At 73.4% G+C, this 22,242-nt stretch carries 23 protein-coding genes; 4 read left to right on the forward strand and 19 right to left on the reverse strand.

What is annotated here, in order from left to right; genetic code table 11:
• Positions 1-21: 21 nt before the first annotated feature.
• From C8E97_RS28110 to thyX, 3 genes are all read right to left on the reverse strand, one after another.
• Positions 22-1,449 (reverse strand): serine/threonine-protein kinase, encoded by a 1,428-nt coding sequence (locus C8E97_RS28110; protein ID WP_246019225.1) that lies wholly within the window; start codon positions 1,447-1,449, stop codon positions 22-24.
• A 117-nt stretch (positions 1,450-1,566) separates the two neighbouring features.
• Positions 1,567-1,956: an ACT domain-containing protein gene (locus tag C8E97_RS28115; RefSeq protein WP_121008412.1), complete on the reverse strand. Its 390-nt coding sequence runs from the start codon at positions 1,954-1,956 to the stop codon at positions 1,567-1,569.
• A 2-nt stretch (positions 1,957-1,958) separates the two neighbouring features.
• Positions 1,959-2,711, reverse strand: coding sequence for an FAD-dependent thymidylate synthase (gene thyX, locus C8E97_RS28120; RefSeq protein ID WP_121008413.1), 753 nt, complete (start codon positions 2,709-2,711; stop codon positions 1,959-1,961).
• A 384-nt stretch (positions 2,712-3,095) separates the two neighbouring features.
• Between thyX and C8E97_RS28125 the strand changes: the two genes are divergently transcribed.
• Positions 3,096-3,617, forward strand: a complete 522-nt coding sequence (locus tag C8E97_RS28125; protein ID WP_121008414.1) for a toxin-antitoxin system HicB family antitoxin — start codon at positions 3,096-3,098, stop codon at positions 3,615-3,617.
• Between the two features lie 6 nt (positions 3,618-3,623).
• On the forward strand, positions 3,624-4,517 hold the full coding sequence (locus tag C8E97_RS28130; protein WP_121008415.1) for a DUF4097 family beta strand repeat-containing protein: 894 nt from the start codon (positions 3,624-3,626) through the stop codon (positions 4,515-4,517).
• A gap of 277 nt (positions 4,518-4,794) precedes the next feature.
• Here the strand turns inward: C8E97_RS28130 and C8E97_RS28140 are convergent, their stop codons facing one another.
• Positions 4,795-6,000 (reverse strand): winged helix-turn-helix domain-containing protein, encoded by a 1,206-nt coding sequence (locus tag C8E97_RS28140; RefSeq protein ID WP_121012585.1) that lies wholly within the window; start codon positions 5,998-6,000, stop codon positions 4,795-4,797.
• Between the two features lie 25 nt (positions 6,001-6,025).
• On the reverse strand, positions 6,026-6,877 hold the full coding sequence (locus C8E97_RS28145; RefSeq protein WP_121012588.1) for an EamA family transporter: 852 nt from the start codon (positions 6,875-6,877) through the stop codon (positions 6,026-6,028).
• A 42-nt stretch (positions 6,878-6,919) separates the two neighbouring features.
• On the opposite strand from C8E97_RS28145, the gene C8E97_RS28150 reads away from it, so the two are divergent.
• Together C8E97_RS28150 and C8E97_RS28155 are read left to right on the forward strand one after the other, a co-directional pair.
• Complete coding sequence (locus C8E97_RS28150) at positions 6,920-7,465, forward strand: GNAT family N-acetyltransferase (protein WP_121008417.1); 546 nt, start codon at positions 6,920-6,922, stop codon at positions 7,463-7,465.
• A 30-nt stretch (positions 7,466-7,495) separates the two neighbouring features.
• On the forward strand, positions 7,496-7,996 hold the full coding sequence (locus C8E97_RS28155; protein ID WP_211347297.1) for a YqaA family protein: 501 nt from the start codon (positions 7,496-7,498) through the stop codon (positions 7,994-7,996).
• Between the two features lie 132 nt (positions 7,997-8,128).
• Here C8E97_RS28155 and C8E97_RS28160 read toward each other — a convergent pair whose 3' ends face one another.
• The 14 genes from C8E97_RS28160 to C8E97_RS28225 all read right to left on the reverse strand — a co-directional run bounded on the left by C8E97_RS28160 (position 8,129) and on the right by C8E97_RS28225 (position 22,232).
• A complete protein-coding gene (locus tag C8E97_RS28160; RefSeq protein ID WP_147455258.1) occupies positions 8,129-8,482 on the reverse strand; it encodes a PRC-barrel domain-containing protein in 354 nt (117 codons plus the stop codon).
• Between the two features lie 238 nt (positions 8,483-8,720).
• A complete protein-coding gene (locus C8E97_RS28165) occupies positions 8,721-9,176 on the reverse strand; it encodes a tetratricopeptide repeat protein (protein ID WP_121008420.1) in 456 nt (151 codons plus the stop codon).
• Complete coding sequence (gene dapB / locus C8E97_RS28170; protein WP_121008421.1) at positions 9,173-9,940, reverse strand: 4-hydroxy-tetrahydrodipicolinate reductase; 768 nt, start codon at positions 9,938-9,940, stop codon at positions 9,173-9,175. Before dapB ends, C8E97_RS28165 begins: the two co-directional genes overlap by 4 nt.
• The gene (locus C8E97_RS28175) at positions 9,937-11,241 is read right to left on the reverse strand and encodes a M16 family metallopeptidase (RefSeq protein WP_425470679.1); all 1,305 of its coding nucleotides are present in this window, start codon (positions 11,239-11,241) and stop codon (positions 9,937-9,939) included. Before C8E97_RS28175 ends, dapB begins: the two co-directional genes overlap by 4 nt.
• 109 nt (positions 11,242-11,350) lie before the next feature.
• On the reverse strand, positions 11,351-13,594 hold the full coding sequence (locus C8E97_RS28180; protein ID WP_246019227.1) for a polyribonucleotide nucleotidyltransferase: 2,244 nt from the start codon (positions 13,592-13,594) through the stop codon (positions 11,351-11,353).
• A 232-nt stretch (positions 13,595-13,826) separates the two neighbouring features.
• Positions 13,827-14,096, reverse strand: coding sequence for a 30S ribosomal protein S15 (gene rpsO, locus C8E97_RS28185; RefSeq protein WP_121008423.1), 270 nt, complete (start codon positions 14,094-14,096; stop codon positions 13,827-13,829).
• A gap of 125 nt (positions 14,097-14,221) precedes the next feature.
• Entirely contained in the window at positions 14,222-14,689 is a 468-nt protein-coding gene (locus C8E97_RS28190) for a 2'-5' RNA ligase family protein (RefSeq protein ID WP_121012591.1), read from the reverse strand.
• Entirely contained in the window at positions 14,686-15,171 is a 486-nt protein-coding gene (locus C8E97_RS28195) for a helix-turn-helix domain-containing protein (protein ID WP_121008424.1), read from the reverse strand. The genes C8E97_RS28190 and C8E97_RS28195 overlap by 4 nt, the downstream gene beginning before the upstream one ends.
• Before the next feature lie 91 nt (positions 15,172-15,262).
• Positions 15,263-16,201 carry a bifunctional riboflavin kinase/FAD synthetase gene (locus C8E97_RS28200; protein WP_121008425.1) on the reverse strand — a complete coding sequence of 313 codons (939 nt, stop codon included), beginning with the start codon at positions 16,199-16,201 and terminating at the stop codon, positions 15,263-15,265.
• A gap of 123 nt (positions 16,202-16,324) precedes the next feature.
• On the reverse strand, positions 16,325-16,693 hold the full coding sequence (locus C8E97_RS28205; RefSeq protein WP_147455259.1) for an apolipoprotein L family protein: 369 nt from the start codon (positions 16,691-16,693) through the stop codon (positions 16,325-16,327).
• Positions 16,694-16,709: 16 nt separating this feature from the next.
• Positions 16,710-17,606, reverse strand: coding sequence for a tRNA pseudouridine(55) synthase TruB (gene truB, locus C8E97_RS28210; RefSeq protein WP_121008427.1), 897 nt, complete (start codon positions 17,604-17,606; stop codon positions 16,710-16,712).
• Between the two features lie 11 nt (positions 17,607-17,617).
• Positions 17,618-18,937 (reverse strand): MFS transporter, encoded by a 1,320-nt coding sequence (locus C8E97_RS28215; protein ID WP_121008428.1) that lies wholly within the window; start codon positions 18,935-18,937, stop codon positions 17,618-17,620.
• Positions 18,938-19,020: 83 nt separating this feature from the next.
• Positions 19,021-20,319, reverse strand: a complete 1,299-nt coding sequence (locus C8E97_RS28220; RefSeq protein WP_281275474.1) for an MATE family efflux transporter — start codon at positions 20,317-20,319, stop codon at positions 19,021-19,023.
• Between the two features lie 926 nt (positions 20,320-21,245).
• The gene (locus C8E97_RS28225) at positions 21,246-22,232 is read right to left on the reverse strand and encodes a DHH family phosphoesterase (RefSeq protein ID WP_121008429.1); all 987 of its coding nucleotides are present in this window, start codon (positions 22,230-22,232) and stop codon (positions 21,246-21,248) included.
• Between the last annotated feature and the right edge of the window lie 10 nt (positions 22,233-22,242).

Raw genomic sequence — 22,242 nt, forward strand, 5'->3', positions numbered from 1 at the left:
CGGGCGCCGGCCGGGCGCGGGTCACTTCTCCGCGTAGACCTGCTCGGTGAGCAGCGCGCGGTCCTTGTTCCACAGCACGCAGGACACCTCCCTGGTGCCCTTGGACGACGCGGCGTCCTGCCGCCACTCGGCCTGCGTCGGCACCACCGCCGCGTACCGCAGGGTCGCGGACTTGCCCTCCAGCGGCACCCGCGGCGACTGGAACACCAGCGTGCAGTAGTCCTCGGCGAACTCCCGCAGGGCCTCCTCGCCCGGGTACGGCGCGGACGCCAGCGAGCCGAACGCGTCGCCCTGCGCGAACACCTCGATGTTGTGCGCCTCGTCGCAGTCCGCGCTGGCCACGCGCACCGAGTCGGCCAGGAAGTCGTCGCCGCACTGGTTCGCGCCGAGCTTGAACTCGGGCAGCTGCCCACCGCCGCCGAAGGTCAGCGTCCGGGCCATCGCGCCGGGCGGCCGGTCGGCGAACAGCCACCGGTCGACCGCGACACCGCCCAGGAAGAACGCCACCGCGCCCACCACGACACCCGCCGTGGCCAGCTTCTTCAGCCACGGCTTCCGCTGCCGCGGCGGTGCCGGCGGCGGCGCGTACCGCGCGGTCGGCGAAGGCCCGGCGAAGCCCTGCGGCGGCGTCGGCTGGGTGGCGGCCCGCTCCAGCATGGCGCGGGCCTGCGGTCCGGTGAGCCGGGCGTTCGGGTCGGGCATCAGCAGCCCGGTGATCACCGCGCCGAGCACGCCGTGCGCCCTGGTCAGCCGCGGCATCTCGTTCATGATCGCGTGCAGGGTGGACGCGGTGGTGGAGCGCTCGTAGGGGTTGGCGCCCTCCACGGCGTAGCAGAGCGTCGCGCCCAGCGCCCACAGGTCGGCGGCGGGCGACGCCTCGTGGCCGTGGATGCGCTCGGGCGACATGTAGGCGGGTGACCCGATCAGGCTGCCGCTCGTGGTCAGCCGGGGGTCGTCCACCGCCTGCGCGATCCCGAAGTCGGTGAGCTTCACCCGTCCGTTGGGCTGCACCATCAGGTTGCCCGGCTTGACGTCCCGGTGGACGATCCCGGCCTGGTGCGCGGTGTCCAGCGCGGACAGCGCCTGCACCGCGATGGGGATCACCCGTTCCTGCGGCAGCGGGCCGCCTTGGGCGACGATCGCGGACAGCGTCGCCGCCTCCACCAGCTCCATCACGATGTAGGTGGCGCCGTGCTCGGCGACCACGTCGAACACCGTGACCACGCCGGGGTCGTTGAGCCGGCCCGCGGTGCGCGCCTCGCGCAGCACCCGCTCCTCCAGCACCCGGCGCTCCTCGTGCGCGATGCCGTCGGGCAGGTGCAGCTCCTTGATCGCGACCTGGCGGCCGATCACGTTGTCCTGTGCGCGCCACACGACACCCATGCCGCCCCGGCCCAGCTCGCCGAGCAGCGCGTACCTGCCCGCGATGACCCGTGGCTGGACGCTCACACCTTGTGGACCTGTCACCGTCGTACTCCTCAGCCGTGGACGGCGGAACGCTACTTCAGACCACCGGCGGCACCACGCGGTTTCCGCGATTTCGGACCGGGTGGCGAAACGCCCGGCTCAGACCGGCAGGTGCACCTCGTGGCCCGACGCGCGGAGCGCGGTGACGGCGCGGCCCAGGTCGGCGGCCTTCACCAGCAGGTGGTCGGTGTCGTAGGTGGACAGCGCGAACAGGCCGACCCCGGCCGCGGCGAGCTCGCCGGACAGCGCCGCCATGATCCCGGTGAGGGTGAACTCCAGCGGCCCGCGCACGGTCAGCAGCCGCCAGCCCGCCTGGACGAGGTCGCTGTCCGGGGCGTGCGCGCTCGGGCACACGATCGACAGCTCGTCGGGCGTCCGGGTCACCGACACCAGCTCGTGGTCGAGCAGCCCGGCCGGGACGGGCGCGTCGGCGGGCAGCCGCGCGACGGTGTACTCCCCCGGCCGGACGTCGACGATGAGCCGCCTCACGCTCAGCCCTCGGTGACCAGCGGGCTGGAGGCGACCTCCGTGCCGTCGGGCAGCGTGGAGATCGTGAAGTCGGCGAACACGTTGGCCGCCGCCTTCTGGAGCTGGCGCAGGCACTCGACGGCGAGCGCGCGGATCTCGACGTCGGCGTGCTCGGTGGCGCGCATGGCGATGAAGTGCCGCCACGCGCGGTAGTTGCCGGTGACCACGATCCGGGTCTCGGTGGCGTTGGGCAGGATCGCGCGGGCCGCCTGCCTGGCCTGCTTGCGGCGCAGGGTGGCGCTCGGCACGTCGGAGAACTTCTCCTCCAGGCCCTTGAGCAGCTCGTTGTAGGCGTCGACGCTGGCCTGGGCCGCCGCGACGAACTTCGCGTGCAGCTCGGGGTCGTCGGCGATGACGTCCGGCTCCACCATCGCGGCGTTGCGCTCGGGCACGTACCGCTGGGACAGCTGCGAGTACGAGAAGTGGCGGTGCCGGATCAACTCGTGGGTGAGCGACCGCGAGATGCCCGTCAGGTAGAAGCTGACCGAGCCGTGTTCGAGCACGGAGAGGTGGCCGACCTCGATGATGTGCTTGAGGTAGCCGGCGTTGGTGGCGGTGGCCGGGTTGGGCTTGGTCCACGACTGGTAGCAGGCGCGGCCGGCGAACTCGGCGAGCGCCTCGCCGCCGTCGGAGTCGGTGGACCACGGTACGTCCGCCGGGGGGAAGAACTCCGTCTTCGCGATCAACTGCACCTTCGGCGACACCGTCTCAGCCATGCCGGAACCCTAACCGATCCGCGCGGTCGTCCACTTGCGACGGGCACCTGCTCGCGGAGGGTGTCGAGGCCGCGCCGCAGCGCTCGACGCACGACGTGACGGAAGTCGCGATCGAAGTCATGTCAGTCACTGACATCAGAGTGGAATCACATCCGCGACTCCGCCGACGACACCGCTCGACACCGCTCGGCCCCGTGCCGCGACGGTAAGCCCGCCGCGTCCGCCTGCGGCCCGCACAGGACCCGCATCCCTTTTGCGCACCGCGCCCGACGAGGTCGGACACCACCCGGCCACCCGTGCCGTGCACCCGGTGCCGCAGTGGTGACACCACCCTGGCGTCACTGACCTCTTGACTGGTGTCGGAAATGGAGTCATTGTGGTGTCATGGATCTGTCGCCGTACATCGCACAACTGCGCGAGGACCTCGCGACAGCCGCGTCCGCCGGGGATGACGACACCCGGCGCACCGCGGCCGTGCTGTCCGCCGCGCTGGAGCCCGCCGCCCGGCTGGCACTCATGAACGCCCTGTCCGACCTGGCCGCGGAGGTGACCGTGGCGCTCGACGGCCCGGTCGTCGAGGTCCGGCTGGACGGCCGGGACGTCCAGGTGGTCGTCACCGGCGCGTCACCCGCGCCCGAGGACCCCGAACCGGAGCCGAGCGAGGTCCCCCGGCCCACCGCCGGTGACGTCACGCGGATCACCCTGCGGCTGCTCGACGAGCTGAAGTCGAAGGCCGAGCAGGCCGCGGCGTCGCAGGGCATGTCGCTCAACACGTTCGTCGCCCACGCCGTGCAGGGCGCGGTGGGTGGGCGGCGCGGCCGGCAGTCGGCGCAGGGGCCGCAGGCCGGGCACGCCAAGCCACCCAAGGACGACGGTTCCCGCGTCCGCGGCTGGGTCCAGGGCTGAGGGGGGATCGTGGAGTCGTCGGAGGTCGTGAGGCGGCAGAGCTTCGAGGTGGAGGGCGTGGTCGAGGTCGACGTCGCCATCCTGTCCGGGCGGGTGCGGGTGCACCTCGTGGACGAGCCGGGCGTGCACGTGGAGGTGCGGCACCAGGAGTCCTCGGGCGAGTCGTGGACCGCGGGCTTGACCAGCCTGCTGAGCTGGGTGAACGACCAGTTCGGCGCCGGGCAGGGCCAGCCGGCCGGGCCCGCCGAGGCGGTGCGCGACGCGCGGCTGGAGCTGACCGGGCAGCGGTTGCGGGTCCAGTCGTCCAAGTCGCTGCCGCTGCGGGCGGTGCCGCTGGACGTGACGGTGCGCGCGCCGAGCGGGTCGCACGTGCTCGCGAAGGCGGGCGCGGCCGACGTGACGGTGACCGGCACGGCCGGGCGGCTGGAGATCCGGACCGGCACGGGCGACGTCACGGCGGACCGCGCGGACGCGCCGTCCCACGTGCACTCCGGCTCGGGGAAGGTGCGGCTGGGCCCGATGCTGGGCGGGCTGCGCGCGAAGACCGGCAGCGGCGACGTCGAGGTGTCGTCCGTCGGCGGCAACACCGTCGTGTACACCGGGACGGGTGACGTGTGGTTGGGCGCGGTGCAGCACGACGTGCAGGTGCGCACCGGCAGCGGTGACGTCACCGTCGCGGACGCGGCGGCGGGCCGACTCCAACTGGGCACCGGTTCGGGTGATCTGCGGGTCGGCGTCCGGCCGGGGGTGGCCGCGCGGATCGACCTGGCGTCGACCGGTGGCACGGCGCGCAGCGAGCTGGACGTGTCGGACACCCCGCCGGAGGGCGGCGAGGCGCCGCTGTCCGTCACGGGCCGCACCGGCAGCGGTCACGCGCTGGTGACCGCGTCGTCGAGCTGACCGACCGCTCGCGCGGTCCGACCGGCCGACCGCTCACCGAGTCGGGCTGACCGGCTTCCCGCGGCGCGCTTCGCACCCGCGCGCCGCGGGGTCGGCGACCGCGATGCCGTTCACCGCGCCAAGCCACACCGCGCCAAGCCCGACCCCGCCGCGCCGGCCCGCAACCGCACCGCGACCGCACCGGACCGCACCCGACCGGACCGGACTGCACCGCACCGCGACTGCACCGCGACTGCACCGGACCGCGACCGCCGTGCGCGTGCCCCCGAAAGTCGCCCTACCGCACCACCGCCTTCAGCGCCGGCGCGAGGTCGCCGCGCGGGACCACCCGGACGTCGTCCAGCTCCAACCAGTCCGCCATGTGCCGCAGCTCGGCGGCCAGCTCCACCGCCACGCGGCCGTGGTCGACGCCCGCCTCCGCGTGCGCCGCCTGCACCCGCAACACCCCCGCCGCCCGGTCCGCCTTGAGGTCCACCCGCCCCACCAGCCGGCCGTCCAGCAGGAACGGGAACACGTAGTAGCCGTGCACCCGCTTGGCCTCCGGCACGTAGATCTCGATCCGGTAGTGGAAGCCGAAGACCCGTTCGGTGCGGGCGCGCTCCCAGATCAGCGGGTCGAACGGGCACAGCAGGGCCCGCCCCGGCACCGCCCTCGGCACGCGCGCCGCCACGTGCCGGTACCCGACGGCCGGCCAGCCCTCCACCTCGACCGGCGTCAGCACGCCCTCCTCCACCAGCTCCGCGACCGCCTGCCGGCTGCGGGCGGGCGCGAGGCGGTAGTAGTCGCGCAGGTCCGGCTCCGTGGCCACGCCCAGCGCCGCGGCCGCGCGGGACACCAGCTCCCGCGCGCCCTCCTCCGGCGCGACGCGGCGCGCCAGCACCTCGGGCGGCAGCACCCGCTCGGTCAGGTCGTAGAGGCGCTCGAACCCCCGCCGCGTGCCCGTGGTCAGCGCGCCCACGCCGAACAGGTACTCGCAGACCTTCTTGACCTCGGACCAGTTCCAGCCCCAGTGGTCCTTGGCGCGCGGTCCGCCGCCCGCCAGCGCCTTCTCGATCGCGCCCGCGCCGATCGGCCCCAGCTCCTTCACCACCGCCAGGATGTCCTCCACCAGCCGCGGCTCCCGCTCGGCGACGGCGGTGTGGTGGTGCCACCAGCCCCGCCGCTTCGCGCCCGAGTGGAACAGCGGCCAGTCCTCCACCGGCACCAGGCTCGCCTCGTGCGCCCAGTACTCGACCAGCAGCCTCGGTCTGCGGGGCCCGTGCGACCACGCCGCGTCGTCCACCAGGGAGGGCGCGTACGCGCCGAGGCGGCTGAAGACCGGCATGTAGTGCGCGCGCACGGCGACGTTGACCGAGTCGAGCTGGAGCAGCCGCACGCGCGACAGCACCCGCTGGAGGTGCCGCCTGGTGGGCGGCGAGGCGGGCCGCGGGTCGGCGAAACCCTGGGCGCCCAGCGCGATCCGGCGGGCGACGTCTGCGCTCATCTTCTGCACGCCGGGATACTCCCACTCAGGTACGACATCTCCGCTCGGCCCGGACGACGAGCCCCACGGCCAGCACCACCAGGACACCGCCGGCGAGCTGGTACGCCCCGAACCGCTCGTCCGCCAGCCACACGCCGAGCAGGACGGCGATCACCGGGTTCACGTAGGCGTAGGTCGCCACCGTCGACACGGGCAGCTTGCCCAGCACATACACGTACGAGCTGAACGCGAGCAGCGACCCGAACACGACCAGGTAGCCCCACGCCCACCACGACGCCGGGGACACCGCCGCCGGCGCGAAGCGCTCCCCCGCGACCAGGCCGCCGAGGGTGAGCACCAGGCCGCCGACGATCATCTCCACCGACGACATCGCGAACGGGTCGCCGGACGGCAGGCGGCCGTTCAGGTACGACCCGAGCGCCCACCCGAACGCGGCCAGCAGCACCAGCCACGGGCCCCACCACGTCGAGCCGCCGACGTCGTGCAGCAGCAGCACGCCGAGCCCCACGAGCCCCAGCGCCACGCCCGCGTAGGTCACGCGGGGCGGCCGTTCGCCGCCCAGGCGCCGGAACAGCACGACGTACAGGGGCACCGACGCCACCAGCAGCGCCGCGAGGCCCGACGACACGGACTGCTCGGCCACGACGACGAGCCCGTTGCCCCACACCGGCAGCAGCAGTCCGACCAGGACCGCGGTGCGCAACTGGGGTCCGGTCATGCGCATCCGCCCGCGCAGGACCAGCGCCAGGACCAGCCCGGCCGCCAGGAACCTCGTGCCGGCCGACAGCAGCGGCGGGATGGTCTCGATGGTGAATCGGATGGCGACGTAGGTGGAGCCCCACACCACGTACACAACGCCCAAAGCAGCCCAACGCATGATCCGCACGCTGCCACGACCGACGACCACTAGGGTGCTCCTATGGCAGACGCCACTGTGCGCACCGCGAAGCCCGAAGACGTGCCGGAGATCGCCCGCGTCCACCGCGACACCTGGCGTACCGCGTACGCGCGTCTGGTGCCGGAGGAGGTGCTGGCCGGTCTGGGCGACACCGCGCAGGCGTGGGCGGAGGCCGTCGAGGAGGGGCAGGTGCTCGTCGCGACGGAGGGCCGCTTCCTGGTGGGCTTCTGCGTGTCCGGCAGCGCGCCGCGCGAGGAGGTGGCCCGCGCCGACGGCACGCTGCCCGCCGACGCCGGGACCACGGCGCTGGTCAGCGTGCTGGTCGAGCCACGGTGGGCGCGGCGCGGCCACGGCGGGCGGCTGCTCGCGACCGCCGCGCAGGCGTTGCGCGCCAACGGGAGCACGCGCGGGATCGCCTGGATACCCGAGGCGGACCGGGTTTCCGCGAACTTCTACGAGAAGGCGGGCTGGGCCGGTGACGGCACCGTGCGCACGCTGGACGCGGGCGGGCGTCCACTGCGCGAAATCAGGGTTTCCGGGGGGTTGACCCTACTGTTGACGGGCTGATCCGTTGCTAGCCTCGATCGGGTGTGGGCATTGCTGGGGTGGCTGGGACTGACGTTCGGGGTGGCCTTCGGGTCCGCGATCGTCCCGCTCATCAGCATCGAGGTCTTCGTCATCGGCCTGGTGGCGCACCAGCCGCACATCTCCTGGTGGGGCATCGGGCTGGCGGTCGCGGTCGGCCAGGTGCTGGGCAAGATGTTCTACTTCCTGGCCGCGCGCGGCGACTGGCACCTGCCGGCGTGGCTGCGGCGCAAGGAGAAGCCGGAGAAGCCGCCCACGGCGTGGCGCGCGCGGTGGAAGGCCCGGCTGGAGTGGGTCCGGGAGCGCTGCCACCGGCACCCGCACTGGATGTTCGGCACGCACGCGGTGAGCTCCGTGGTCGGTCTGCCGCCGTTCATGTTCACGACGGTGCTGGCGGGTCTCGCGGGCATGTCGTCGTGGCTGTTCATCACGACCGGGATGATCGGGCGGTTCGCCCGGTTCAGCGTGCTCGCGGCCGCGCCGGGGCTCATGGCGGGCTGGCTGGTGCACTGAAGTCCGGCGCGTCCGGTGGCGTCGACGGCGAGCCGCGCGCTTGCCGGGGCTCCTCCGCCGTGCGACGTCTCCGGTGCGCCGGGCGCGTGCCGCGGCAGTCGTTGCGCGCCAAGGCGATCGGGCGGCGCCTCATCAGGGTGTGCGTTGCCGGCTCGGCGTCCCGGAGTGCCGCACGTGGCGCACCAGGCGTTGCGCGGGCACGCTGAGCCCGTAGTGGTCGTGCAGTTCCACGTGCTCCACTTCGGACAGTTCCGCGCCCACGCGGGGTGCTTCCGCGATTTCCTGCCTCGCCACCGGCACGACGAGCCTGCGGTCCCGGACCTGCGCGCCCCGGATCGGCACGAGCGTCGTCACGCCGTCGACGCGCACGGCCGCCCACAGCGGACGACCGTCGTCCAGCCACAGTTCCACGACCGGACCGATGGGTTCGCCGTGCCGGTCCAGCAGCTCGCAGTCGTACAGGAGGTCCACCGCTGTTCGGTCCATGCCTTCGCGGCTACCCGAACGGCGCACCACCGGCACCTGGAAACACCCGGTCAGGTGAGGCGGTTCGCCTAGGTGAGGGCGAGGGCGGCACCGAGCGCAGTGACGATGACGAGGCAGGCGAAGGTCAGGCGGAGGTGGTGGCAGGCGTTCGTCACGCCTCCACGGTATCGAGGTGCCACCGGACGAACCAAGGCAAAAGACCGTTAAGGCCGGATGAACTGAATCTCACCCGGATGCCTCACAGGCGATTGTTCGGCACCTGGAAGAGTTCGATGGCCTTCCGCATGGTCTCCCGCGCCCGGCCGCGGTCACCCGCCAGGTCGTACGCCTGCGCCAGCAGGAACCAGCTCCGCCAGTCCTCCGGCGCGGCCACCACCTCGGCGCGCCGCCGCTCGAACCAACCGTCCGCCGCGTCCCGGTCGACCCGCCCCGACGGGCGGCGCGGCAGGTCGGACGTGTCGAGCAGCCCGCCCTCCCGCCGCAACTGCCGCGCCATCCGCTCGGTGACGAACCCGAACCGCAGGTTCGTCCAGGCGATCCACGCCCCGATCAGCGGCAGCACCAGCACGCCGACGCCCAGCCCGACGCCCACCGGGTCGCCCGTGCCGATCAACACCACCGCCCGCCCGCCGAGCAGCACGAAGTACACCGCGAGCGCGGCGGTGATGAGGAACGCGGTGGTGCGGGCCTTCACAGGTCCATGTACTCGTCGAGCCCCACCGACAGGCCGGGGTGGGCGGACACCGAGCGCACCGCCAGCAGCACGCCCGGCATGAACGACGTGCGGTCCAGCGAGTCGTGCCGCAGGGTCAGCGTCTCGCCCTCCGTGCCGAACACGACCTCCTGGTGCGCGACCAGGCCCGCGATCCGCAGCGCGTGCACCCGCACGTCGCCGACGAGCGCGCCGCGCGCGCCGGGGGCCTCCTGCGTGGTCGCGTCGGGCATCGGCGCCAGCCCGGCCGCCTCGCGCGCCCGCGTGATCAGCCGGGCCGTGTGCGCCGCCGTGCCCGACGGCGCGTCCACCTTGCGCGGGTGGTGCAGCTCGACGACCTCGGCCGAGTCGTAGTAGCGGGCCGCGATCTCCGCGAACCGCATCGACAGCACCGCGCCGATCGCGAAGTTCGGCGCGACCAGCACGCCCACCGCCGGCTTGGCCGCCAGCCAGCCCTCCACGGTCGACAGCCGCTCCGCGTCGAAGCCGGACGTGCCGACCACCGCGTGGAGGTCGTGCTCCACGCAGAACCGGAGGTTGTCCATCACGACGTCGGGGTTGGTGAAGTCGACCACGACCTCGGCGCCCGCGTCGGTCAGCGCGGACAGCTCGTCGGCCGCGTCCAGCGCGGCCACGACCACCGCGTCGTCGGCCGCGGTCACCGCGCGGACGACCTCCGCGCCCATGCGGCCGTGCGCGCCGAGCACGCCCACGCGGATCGGTTCGTCGGGGGAACGCCTGCTCAAGAGATCACCTCGTGCACCTGGGACGGCAAGTCGTCGGCGTGAGCGTAGGGGCCGACGACGGACGCGGCGACGGGACGCCGCAACAGCTCTCGGGCCAGCGCGGCCACGTCGGTCGCGGTGACCTCGTCGATGCGCGCCAGGGTCTGCTCCACCGACAGGTGGTCGCCGTAGTTCAGCTCGCCCTTGCCGATGCGGGACATGCGGGAGCTGGTGTCCTCCAGCCCGAGCACGAGCGCGCCGCGCAGCTGGCCCTTGCCGCGCGCGACCTCCGCGTCGTCCAGGCCGCCCGAGGCGACCTCGGTGAGCACGTCGCGCACGACGCCCGCCACGTCGCCGAGGCGGTCCGGCTGGCAGCCCGCGTACACCGACCACGTGCCGGTGTCCGCGTACATGCCCACCGACGAGTACACCTGGTAGGCCAGGCCGCGCCGCTCGCGGACCTCCTGGAACAGCCGGGAGCTCATGCCGCCGCCCAGCGCCGCGTTGAGCACGTTCAGCGCGAAGCGGCGCTCGTCGTGCCGGTCCAGCGCGCGGACGCCCAGCATCAGGTGCGCCTGCTCGGTGTCGTCGGTGTGCAGCACCAGCTTCCGCGCGGCCGGCACGCGGGCCCGGCCCACGCGGGGCGCGACGGGCGTGCCGGCGCGGTGCAGCCGATCGCCGATCTGCTTGCGCGCCAACCGCATCACGTGCGCGTGCTCCACGTTGCCCGCGACCGCCAGCACCATCCGGGGCAGCGTGTAGCGGCGCTTGTAGAACCCGAACAGCGCGGCGCGGTCCATGTCCCGGATGGACCGCTCGGTGCCCAGCACCGAGCGCCCCAGCGGGTGCTCGCCGAGGAGGGCGTCGAGGAACGCGTCGTGCAGCAGGTCTTCCGGGTCGTCGTCGCGCATGGCGATCTCTTCGAGGACGACGCCGCGCTCGGTCTCGAAGTCGCGCGGCTCGCACAGCGCCTCGAACACCACGTCGCACACCAGGTCCACCGCCAGCGGCAGGTCCTCGTCCAGGACGTGCGCGTAGTAGCAGGTGTGCTCCTTGGCGGTGAACGCGTTCAGCTCGCCGCCGACCGCGTCGATCTCCTCGGCGATGGCCGCCGCCGACCGGTTCGCGGTGCCCTTGAACAGCAGGTGCTCCAGGTAGTGCGCGGCGCCCGCGACCTCGGCGCGCTCGTCGCGCGAGCCGACCTGCACCCACAGCCCGACCGACGCGGACCGCACGCCCGGTATCTGCTCGGTGATCACCCGCAGCCCGGACGGGAGCACGCTGCGGCGCACCGTCACGCCCGTCGCGCCGCGCTCCAGCACGCGGGTGGTGCCGGGCCGCTGGAGGTGCCCGAGCCTCGTGGCGAGCGGACGGCCGCGGGTGCCGGTGGCACCCGCGGCCGTCCCGTTGACGCTCGTGGTCACCGTGCCGTCACTGCGCCGCGGAGTCGGCCGGCACCGCGTCCCCGGCCTGTTCCGGCGCGGCGGCGGTCGGCGCGGCGGCCTCGTCCTCGTCGACCAGGACCAGGCTGATCTTGCCGCGCTGGTCGATGTCGGCGATCTCCACGCGGAGCTTGTCGCCGACCTTGACGACGTCCTCGACCTTGCCGACGCGCTTGCCGTTGCCCAGCTTGGAGATGTGGATCAGGCCGTCCTTGCCCGGCAGCAGCGAGACGAACGCGCCGAACGCCGCGGTCTTCACCACGGTGCCGAGGAACCGCTCGCCCACCTTCGGCAGCTGCGGGTTGGCGATGGCGTTGATCAGGCCGATCGCGGCCTCGGCCGACGGGCCGTCCGCCGCGCCGACGTAGATCGTGCCGTCGTCCTCGATGGAGATGTCGGCGCCGGTCTGCTCGGTGATCGAGTTGATCATCTTGCCCTTGGGCCCGATCACCTCGCCGATCTTGTCGGTCGGGATCTTCACCGACGTGACGCGCGGCGCGAACGGGCTCATCTCGTCCGGGCGGTCGATGGCCTCGGCCATGACCTCCAGGATGGTCAGGCGGGCGTCGCGGGCCTGGCCCAGCGCCGCGCCCAGCACCTCGGACGGGATGCCGTCGAGCTTGGTGTCGAGCTGGAGCGCGGTCACGAACTCCTTGGTGCCGGCGACCTTGAAGTCCATGTCGCCGAACGCGTCCTCCGCGCCGAGGATGTCGGTCAGCGCGACGTACTCCGTCTTGCCGTCGACCTCGTCGGACACCAGGCCCATCGCGATGCCCGACACCGGCGCCTTGAGCGGCACGCCCGCGTTGAGCAGCGACATGGTGGACGCGCAGACCGAGCCCATCGAGGTGGAGCCGTTGGAGCCCAGCGCCTCGGAGACCTGGCGGATCGCGTAGGGGAACTCGTCGCGCTTGGGCAGCACGGGCACCAGGGCCCGCTCGGCCAGCGCGCCGTGGCCGATCTCGCGCCGCTTGGGCGAGCCGACGCGGCCGGTCTCACCGGTGGAGAACGGCGGGAAGTTGTAGTGGTGCAGGTAGCGCTTGTGCGTCTCCGGGGACAGCGAGTCGATCTGCTGCTCCATGCGCAGCATGTTCAGCGTGGTGACGCCCAGGATCTGGGTCTCGCCGCGCTCGAACAGCGCCGAGCCGTGCGCCCGCGGGATCAGCTCGACCTCGGCCGACAGCGACCGGATCTCGGTGAGGCCGCGGCCGTCGATGCGGACCTTGTCGCGCAGGATGCGCTGCCGCACCAGCTTCTTGGTCAGCGAGCGGAACGCCGCGCCGATCTCCTTCTCCCGGCCCTCGAACCGCTCGGCCAGGCCCTCCAGCACCGACGCCTTGACCTCGTCGATGCGGGACTCGCGCTCCTGCTTGCCCGCGATGGTCAGCGCCTGCGCCAGGTCGGCCGCGCCGGCCTCCTCGACGGCCGCGAACGCGTCGTCCTGGTAGGCCGGGTAGGTCGGGAACTCGGCGGTCTCCTTCGCGGCGCGCGCCGCGAGCTCGGCCTGCGCGTCGCACAGCACCTTGATGAACGGCTTGGCCGCCTCCAGGCCCGCCGCCACGACCTCCTCGGTCGGCGCCTGCGCGCCCTCGGCGACCAGGTCGACGACCTGCTCGGTCGCCTCGGCCTCGACCATCATGATGGCGACGTCGTCACCGACCACCCGGCCGGCGACGACCATGTCGAACACGGCCTTCTCCAGCTGCTCGTGGGTGGGGAACGCCACCCACTGGCCCTCGACCAGCGCCACCCGGACGCCGCCGATGGGGCCGGAGAACGGCAGGCCGGCGAGCTGCGTGGACGCGGACGCGGCGTTGATGGCCACGACGTCGTACAGGTCGGCGGGGTTCAGGCTCATCACCGTGATGACGACCTGGATCTCGTTGCGCAGACCGTCCACGAAGGACGGGCGCAGCGGCCGGTCGATCAGGCGGCAGGTCAGGATCGCGTCGGTCGACGGGCGACCCTCGCGGCGGAAGAACGAGCCGGGGATGCGGCCCGCGGCGTACATGCGCTCCTCGACGTCCACCGTGAGGGGGAAGAAGTCGAAGTGCTCCTTGGGGTGCTTCGACGCCGTCGTCGCCGACAGCAGCATCGTCTCGTCGTCCAGGTAGGCGACGACCGAGCCGGCCGCCTGGCGGGCCAGCCGGCCCGTCTCGAAGCGGATGGTGCGCGTGCCGAACCGACCGTTGTCGATCACGGCCGAAGTCTCGTGGACCTCGAGTTCCGTCATGTGTTCCTACTCCTCGTCACACGGGACGCCGCGGGTACGGGCGCGGGGTCGCGGTACGGACGAGGCCGGTCTTCGATCGAAGTCCCCTGGGAGGCGAATCGGCCAGGGGGCCACTACCGAGGACCGGCGGACTGTCGTCCCGTTGCGCCGCGCGCGTGCGCGTCCCTCTTCTTTGTCGCGTTGCGTCGCGCCGAGGGGGAGCGACCGGCCGGTCACTCCCCCTCGGCGGCTGTCACCTGCGCAGGCCCAGTCGCGAGATGAGCGACCGGTAGCGCTGGATGTCCACCTTCTGGAGGTAGTTGAGCAGCCGGCGGCGACGGCCGACCAGCAGCAGCAGGCCACGACGCGAGTGGTGGTCGTGCTTGTGCTGCTTCAGGTGCTCGGTCAGGTCCGCGATCCGCTTGCTCAGCAGCGCGACCTGCGCCTCGGCCGAACCGGTGTCCGTGTCGTGGACGCCGTACTCGGCGAGGATGGTCTTCTTTTCCTGGGTGGTCAGTGCCACGTTCCCGCTACTCCTCGGTACCTCGGTGTGTGTTCCGTGCGGCCCCCGTCGCCGGGGGTAGCCGGTCATGGCCGCCACGGACCGCAGCCAGACCCAACTGTCGAGGCTACCAGTAGTCGCCGCGCTCAGTCGTTTGGCGTGGTCAAGGGCACCCGCTGGAGCACCTCGTACCCCCCGCCCGGCCGGCTGCGCACCAGCGCCACCTCCGCGACGGTCCACTCGCGACCGGTGAACTCCACGCGCGGCCAGCGCGGCCGGCGGTGGCGCGAGCGGGCGACCGTCAGGTGTGGACGCCAGTCCGGGTCCGCCCCCGCCGCCTCGGCCAGCGGGCGCAGCGGGCCCTCGACCCCGACCCACAGGACGCCGGGGAACGCGCCGCTGCCGGCCAGCCGCACGGTCGGCGCGGGCAGGCCGCGCAGCCCGTCGAGCAGCCCCGCGGGCTCCGCGTGGTCGCCGTGGAAGCGGAGCGTGACGTGCCAGCGCTCGGGGTCGCTCCACCTCAGGTCCGGGCGCGCGGCGCGCAGCGGGCGCAGGGCGCCTGCCAGCTCGGCGACCACCGGCCCCGGCGGGAAGACGCCCGTGAACAGCCTCAGGGGACGCGGCCCTTGCCCGCGCGGCGCAGCAGGTCCGCCAGCGCCGGGAAGTCCTCGCGCAGCACGTCGGCCGCCTGGGACAGCTCGCGCTGGTCGGCGATGCGGCGCAGGAACGGGAACACCACGGCCTCGTCGTCCGCGCCGTTGACCGGCAGCGAGTCGCGGCTGACCGTGGGCTTGGACTCGCGCACCTCGTCCAGCGCCCGCTGGAGCGCGTCCGGCGCGCCGGTGGCCACGTCCGGGGTGAGGACCTTGCGCTCCAGCATGATCATCCGGGCCAGCACGGACGGGTTGCCGATCTTCGCGCGGCGTCCGCTCATCACCTGGCTGAGCATGGGCGCGCTGATGCCCAGGACGTCCGCCAGCTGCGCCTGCGACACGTTGAAAGCGACCACCAACCGGCGCACCCGGTCCCCCAAGGGCTCCCCGTACCACTCGCGCTGCAACGCGAGGTTGCGCTGGACGATCTTGTGGTCCTCCACCTTCGCCTCTCCCCTGCCCGGCCGACGTGACCGGCATCTTGCCAGGTAAGCAGCACCCGCATGACGCGTTCCACCCAGCTGGTGCAACGCGTCACGCGCCGTCCGCCGGCAGGATGCCCCGCGTTTCCGCGACGTCCCGGCGCATCTGCTCCAGCAGCGCCTCGACGGTGTCGAACCGCTCCATGCCGCGCAGCCGGGCCACGAAGTCCAGGGCGACCCGCTGGCCGTAGAAGTCCTCGTCGACGTCGAGCACGAACGCCTCGACCCGCCGCTCCCGCCCGGAGAACGTCGGGTTGGTGCCGACGGACACGGCCGCCCTCAGCCGGCGCCCGTCGGAGTGCACGAACCAGCAGGCGTAGACGCCGTCGGCGGGCACCGCCGCGAACCGCGCGGTGGACAGGTTCGCCGTGGGGAAGCCCAGCTCCCGGCCCCGTCCGTCGCCGCGCACGACGATCCCCTCCAGCCGGTGCGGGCGGCCCAGCGCCTGCGCGGCGGCCCCCACGTCGCCGGCGTCGATGCACGCCCTGATGTAGGTGGACGAGTACGTCACCCCGTCGTCGGTCACCAGATCCGCCCCCTCGGTACCGAACCCGAACCGCTGTCCCAACGCGCGCAGCAGGTCGACGTTGCCCGCGGCCCGGCTGCCGAACGTGAAGTTCTGGCCGACCACCACGGAGGCGACGTGCAGGCGCTCCACCAGCACCTCGTGCACGAACTCGGCGGCGGGCATCCGCGACAGCTCGACGGTGAACGGCAGGACGCAGAACACGTCCACGCCGAGGCGCTCCACCAGTTCGGCGCGCCGCCGCAGGCTGGTCAGCTGGGCCGGGTGGCTGCCGGGCCGCACGACCTCCGACGGGTGCGGGTCGAACGTCATGACGACGGACGGGACGTCCCTGGCGGAGGCCGACTCGACGGCCCGGCCGATGAGCGCCTGGTGCCCCCGGTGCACGCCGTCGAACACCCCGATCGTCACGACGCACCGACCCCAGCCACCGGGGAGGTGCTCCAACCCACGCCACCGCTGCACGGTGAGCAGCCTACGTGGCCGGGAGAGGACCGGTCCCCGGCGGGCGAGGGGCCCGGCGGCGGCGCGCGGGCGCCCGCCGGAACCGCGCGGCACGGCCGGTCCGGCGCGCCGCGGGCCCGCGCCTCACCGGCCCCGCTCGTGGCGGACGTCGCGGCCCGCCTGGTGGACGGTGCCGCCGTCGCGGGCGGTGGCGTTCTGGTTGACCGTCGACCCGGAGTCGATCGTCACGGAGCCCAGCGAGCCCGCCTGCACCACCCCGCCGTGCACCGTGCCGCTGACGATGTTGCGCACGTCCGCGGGCCGGTCCGGCGGGTGCTGCCGCTGCCGCTCGGAGCGCCGCGCCGCGAGGCCGACGCCGACGCCCGCCGCGGTGAGCAGCACGACGCCGCCCCAGGTCCAGGGGTTGTCCCCGTGGTCGGTGGCCAGGTTGACCACGACCCCGGTGGCCGAGGCCACGACGCCGGCCGCGGTCGGCCACACCCATCTCGCCATGCCCACCACGGTAGGGCTATCCGGCCGGCGTGAGAACCACCAGCGGCTTGGCGATCGGGCCCTCGTCCCTCGCCAGCGCCACCACGTGCCCGTCGGGGCCGAAGACGCCGTAGGTGCCGTCCAGGCCGCCCGCCGCCAGGCGCTGCCCGTGGGACAGGGCGACGGCCTCGCGGGGCGCGATCTCGCGGCGCGGGAACGCCTTCGCGACCGCCGCGTCCAGGTCCAGCGACAGGCCGGGCGACTCCTCCAGCCGCGCCAGCGTCCGCGCCACCCGCAGGTCGAACGGGCCGACGCGGGTGCGGCGCAGCGCCGCCAGGTGGCCGCCCACGCCGAGGTCCGCCCCCAGGTCGCGGGCCAGCGCCCGCACGTAGGTGCCGGACGAGCACTCCACCATCACGTCCAGCTCGGTGGCGTCGCCCTCGCGGCGGATCGACAGCACGTCGAACCGGTGCACCGTCACCGGCCGCGCCGGGATCTCCACCACCTCGCCGTCGCGGACCCGCGCGTAGGCGCGCTTGCCGCCGATCTTGACCGCGCTGACCGCGCTGGGCACCTGCTGGATGGGGCCGGTGAGCTTCGCCACGGCCGCCCGGATGGCGTCCTCGGGCACCCCGGAGGCGTCCGCGGTGGACAGCACCTCGCCCTCGGCGTCGTCGGTGGTGGTGGCCGAGCCGAGGCGGATGGTCGACAGGTACGCCTTGCTGTCCAGCGCCAGGTGGCCGAGCAGCTTCGTCGCCCGCTCCACGCCGAGCACCAGCACGCCGGTCGCCATCGGGTCGAGCGTGCCCGCGTGCCCGACCTTCCGGGTGCCGAGGATGCGGCGGACCCTCGCCACCACGTCGTGGGAAGTCATGCCGTCCGGTTTGTCGACGACGACGAGACCTGGCTGCACAGCGGAAGATGATGCGGACACGACCGGTCATCTTAAGCATCGGCCAGGACGTCCCACCGGCGGCGACGCAACTGCACCGGCACGCGCTCCCCGCGCCGCTCGGCGGCGAACACCGCGGCCCGCGCCCGCCGCCACCACACGACCGTGCGCCACACACCCGCCACCAGCACGGCAACCACGGCCAGGAAGGCGATCCGGTACGCCTGCGGCGCGTCCGCGCCGCGCGCCAGGTCGAGCACCACGCCGACCGCGAGGGCGTAGAACGTGATCGCCGCGAACCCGCCGACGTTCGCCACGCCGGTGGCCGTGCTCACGCGGTGCAGCGGGTTGTAGTCCCGCACCAGCGCGAACGCCACCCCCGACGCCGGGCCGCCGACGGCGAGCACCCCGAACACCGCGTACAGCACGCCCGGCGGCAGCACCCCGCCCGGCCACCCCAGCAGCACCGCCCAGCACACCAGCGCCGCGGCGAGGTAGCAGCCGACGATCGGCATCCGCCACTCGGGACGGCGCGCCATCACCGCGCCGGACACCGGGCCGGCCACGATGCCCACCACGACCAGCAGGCTCAGCACCGCCGACGCCTCCGGCCGGCTCATGCCCTGCGCCTCGACCAGGTACGGGAAACCCCACAGCAGGCCCAGCAGCGCGGGCGTCGACATGCACGTGAAGTGCACCCAGAACCCGAGCCGGGTGCTGGGTTCGCGCCACGCCGCCGAGACCCGCTTGGCGACCGTGCGCAGCGGCACGCTCTCCGGTGGCGGCGGCGGCACGCCGTCGGGCGCCTCCCGCACCCGCCAGGCGACGACCAGCGCGTAGCCGGCCGTCGCCGCGCCCGCGACGAGGAACGCCACCGTCCACCCGGCGCTCTGGAGCAGCAGCGTCAGCGGCAGCGTGGCCAGGAGGTTGCCCGCGCCGCCCAGCGCGGCGGACAGCGACATCACGACGGTGAACCGGCGCGGCGGGAAGTGCGCGGCGGCCAGGCGCAGCACGCTGACCCACGTCATGGCGTCGCCGACGCCGAGCACGGCCCGCGCCGCGAGCCCCACCGGGTACGAGGTCGCCAGCGCGAACAGCAGCTGGCCGACGCCCATCAGCAGCGCGGCGGCGGTGAGCACCCGGCGCGGCCCGAAGCGGTCCACCAGCAGGCCCGTCGGCACCTGCATCACCGCGTACAGGCCGATCTGGAGCACGGTGAACGTGCCGAGCGCGGCGGGGCCGACGGCGAAGCGGTCGGCGGCTTCCAGCCCGGCGACGCCGAGCGACGTGCGGTGGAACAGGGCGGCGACGTAGACGACGACGGCGGTTGACCAGACCAGCCACGCGCGTCGCGTGGCGCGATCGACCGGCAAGGCGGGCTCCTCGGGTCTCCGTGCGGCGGCACTACCTCCACCGGAAACACTTGCCCATTGTTAACAATTTCGGTAGGTGCGCCTCACCACACCGCGCCCACCCGCGCCCACCTGCCGGAACGCGTCCGCACCAGCAGCGTCGCCAAGCGCAGCGCCATGAACGCCGACAGCCCGGACCAGACGCCCACCAGCCCCCAGTCGAACGCCAGCGACGCCCACACCAGCGGCAGGAACCCGACCGCCGCCGCCAGCAGCGTGGCGCTGCGCAGGAACTTCGCGTCGCCCGCGCCGAGCAGCACACCGTCCAGCGCGAACACGACACCGGCGATCGGCTGCAACGCCACGAAGAACCACCACGCGTGCGGCACCTCGCCCAGCACCTGCGGGTCACCGGTGAACAGCGGCGGCACGACTCCCGACAGCGCGGCGAACACCGCGCCGAGCACGAGCCCGAACCCGAGGCCGTAACCGGTGACCTGCCACGCGAACCGCTTCGCCTCGTCCTGCCGGTGCGCGCCCAGCGCCTGCCCGACGATGGCCTGCGCGGCGATCGCCAGCGAGTCCAGCACCAGCGCCAGGAACGTCCACAGCTGGAGCACGATCTGGTGCGCGCCCACCGCGCCGACCGACGTCCGGGCGGCCACCGACGCGGCCGAGACGAAGCACGCCTGGAACGCGAGGCTGCGCAGCACCAGGTCGCGGCCGAGCCCGAGCTGGGCCCGCATCGCCGCCGGCCGCGGGCGCAGCGGCACGCCCTCGGCGAACAGCGCGCGGAAGAACAGGCACGCCGACACGACCTGCGCCACGACGTTCGCGACCGCGCTGCCTTCCAGCCCCCACCCGGCGACGTGCACCAGCAGCGGGCACAGCACGGCCGACAACCCGTTGCCGAACAACACGTAGCGCAACGGCCGAACCGTGTCCTCGACCCCGCGCATCCACCCGTTGCCGGCCATCGTCACCAGCACGAACGGAGCGCCGAACAACGCGATCCGCAGCCAGGAGACGGCCTCGGCGGCCACCTCGCCACCGGCCAGCACCCGCGCGGCGGGCGCGGCGAGCACCTGCCCCAACCCGATCACCAGCACACCGACGGCCAGGGCCAGCCAGGTCGCCTGGACGCCCTCCTGCACCGCGTCGGCCCGGCGGCCCGCGCCGAACAAGCGGGCGGCGCGCGCCGTCGTGCCGTAGGAGAGGAAGGTGAGCTGCGAGGCGACCTGTGTGAACAACACGCCGCCCAGCGCAAGCCCGGCCAACGGCAACGCGCCGAGGTGCCCGACGACGGCCGTGTCCACCAACACGTACAACGGCTCGGCGGCCAACACACCCAACGCGGGCACGGCCAACCCCAGAACCCGCCGCGCGGGCACGCGCTCGCTCACACCCACTCCTCCCAGACGCCCGGAGCAAACCCCGAACCGTTCAGAGCAGCCCCCGATCCACCCTCTCACGGGCCACCGACAATTCCGGCATACGCTCAGGTCAGCCCCTGTGCGACCCAGCACACACCGACCCCACCCCGACACCCACCACCACTCGCCTTCACCGCCCCCGCCCCGACCACTCACCCACCCGACCGATCCACCCGACCGATCCACCCGACCGATCCACCCGACCGATCCACCCGAGCGATCCACCCGAGCGATCCACCCGACCCACCGACCCGACCCACCGACCCGACCCACCGACCCGGCCGCCTGACCCGGCCGCCCCAGGCACACCACGGCCGGCTGCGTGTCATCCCCGTACGGCCTGCCCGCAGGGCGACCACATTTTTCACAGGGGCGCAAGCACGCTTTTCGCTTGCGCCCCTGTGAAAAATGTGGTGGTCTTTGACAGGTCGTACGGGGATGACACGCAGCCAAAGCTTTTCAAGCGCAGCGTGAAAAGCTTGCAAAGCTTCGAAGAAGCTTTGCCCCCATCCTTGGTGGCCTGCCCAGCGGCGAGCGCCCTTCTTTAAGCTTTGACCCGCTAAAACCGAAGAACTTCCGCACGGAAGGCGCCCGCACAAGCTTTAAAGAAGCGCTCGCCGCTGGGCAGACCTCCGGGGAGGAAAAACAAAGACAAGGGCGTCGTGTTCTCCCCGCATGGCCTGTCAAAGACCACCACAGTCGGTCAGGGGGCGCAAGCGGTGAAGCGTGCTTGCGCCCCCTGACCGACTGTGGTTGCCCTGCGGGCAGGCCATACGGGGAGAACACGAGACCAGAAGTCTGTGCTGCGCGGTGCTGTGTGCCCGGATCTGTGCTGCGCGGTGCAGTGGGCCCAGGTCGGTGCGGCGGCGTGCGGCGTCGGTGCGCGTGCGGTTCGGTCAGTTCGTCGCGACCGATTCCAGTGCGGTTCTCAGGTCGGCGAGCACGGACGAGGCTTCGCCCGTCGCCGTGAAGCCGGCCGCGAGTCGGTGCCCTCCGCCGCCGAGCCGTTGCGCCACCTCGCCCACGTCGACCCGGCTCACGGCCCGCAGCGACACCGACCAGTACGACGGGCGCAGTTCCTTCAGCACCGCCGCCACCTCGGCCTCCGACGTGGTGCGCACGAGGTCCACGACGCTCTCGACCTCCTCCGGGCGCAGGCCCTCCGAGTCCGCCAGCGTGACGACCGCGTGCACGAAGCCGAGGCCGCCGGCCGCCGAGCGGTCCAGCACCGCGCGGGCCAGCACCTTCGACAGCATCCCCAGGTAGCCGAACGGGTGGGAGTCCATCAGCGGCCGCGCCACCGCTTCCGCGTCGACGCCGGTCGCCAGCAGGCGCGCCGCCACCCGGTGGGTCTCCGGGCCGGCGTGGCGGAACGACCGGGTGTCGGTCACCAGGCCGGCGTAGAGGCACCGGGCGACGGGCTCGTCCAGCTCCACGCCGAGTTCGTCCAGCAGCCGCAGGACGACCAGCGCGGTCGCCTCGGCGGTCGCGTCCACCACGTTCACGGTCCCGTACCCGGGGTTGGACACGTGGTGGTCCAGCACGACGACCGTCCCCGCGCGCCCGACGCGATCCCCGAGCGGGCCGAGCCTGGCCACCGAGCCGGTGTCCAGGGCGACCAGCACCTCGGGCTCGGCGGGCACCTCGGCGGCCGGGACCAGCAGGCCCGCCGCGTCGAGGTCCCGCAGGGTCTCCGGCACCGAGTCCGGCGCGCCGAAGGACACCCGCACCGCCTTCCCCCGCCGGTGCAGGGCGAGGCCCAGGGCCAGCGCGCTGCCCAGCGCGTCCGCGTCCGGGTTGACGTGCGCGAGCAGCGTCACGTCGGAGGCGTCGGTCAGGGCGGCGGCTGCGGCCCGCAGGGGGGCGCTCAGGTCGTTGGACACACCGGGAACG

It is taken from the genome of Saccharothrix australiensis (assembly GCF_003634935.1).
Taxonomy (GTDB): Bacteria; Actinomycetota; Actinomycetes; order Mycobacteriales; family Pseudonocardiaceae; genus Actinosynnema; species Actinosynnema australiense.

Bases quoted from the DNA above. Each gene is read 5' to 3' on its own strand.
- thyX (WP_121008413.1), bottom strand. From the start codon at position 2,711: ATGGCTGAGACGGTGTCGCCGAAGGTGCAGTTGATCGCGAAGACGGAG.
- C8E97_RS28125 (WP_121008414.1), top strand. From the start codon at position 3,096: ATGGATCTGTCGCCGTACATCGCACAACTGCGCGAGGACCTCGCGACA.
- C8E97_RS28140 (WP_121012585.1), bottom strand. From the start codon at position 6,000: ATGAGCGCAGACGTCGCCCGCCGGATCGCGCTGGGCGCCCAGGGTTTC.
- C8E97_RS28145 (WP_121012588.1), bottom strand. From the start codon at position 6,877: ATGCGTTGGGCTGCTTTGGGCGTTGTGTACGTGGTGTGGGGCTCCACC.
- C8E97_RS28150 (WP_121008417.1), top strand. From the start codon at position 6,920: ATGGCAGACGCCACTGTGCGCACCGCGAAGCCCGAAGACGTGCCGGAG.
- C8E97_RS28160 (WP_147455258.1), bottom strand. From the start codon at position 8,482: ATGGACCGAACAGCGGTGGACCTCCTGTACGACTGCGAGCTGCTGGAC.
- C8E97_RS28180 (WP_246019227.1), bottom strand. From the start codon at position 13,594: ATGACGGAACTCGAGGTCCACGAGACTTCGGCCGTGATCGACAACGGT.
- C8E97_RS28205 (WP_147455259.1), bottom strand. From the start codon at position 16,693: ATGGCGAGATGGGTGTGGCCGACCGCGGCCGGCGTCGTGGCCTCGGCC.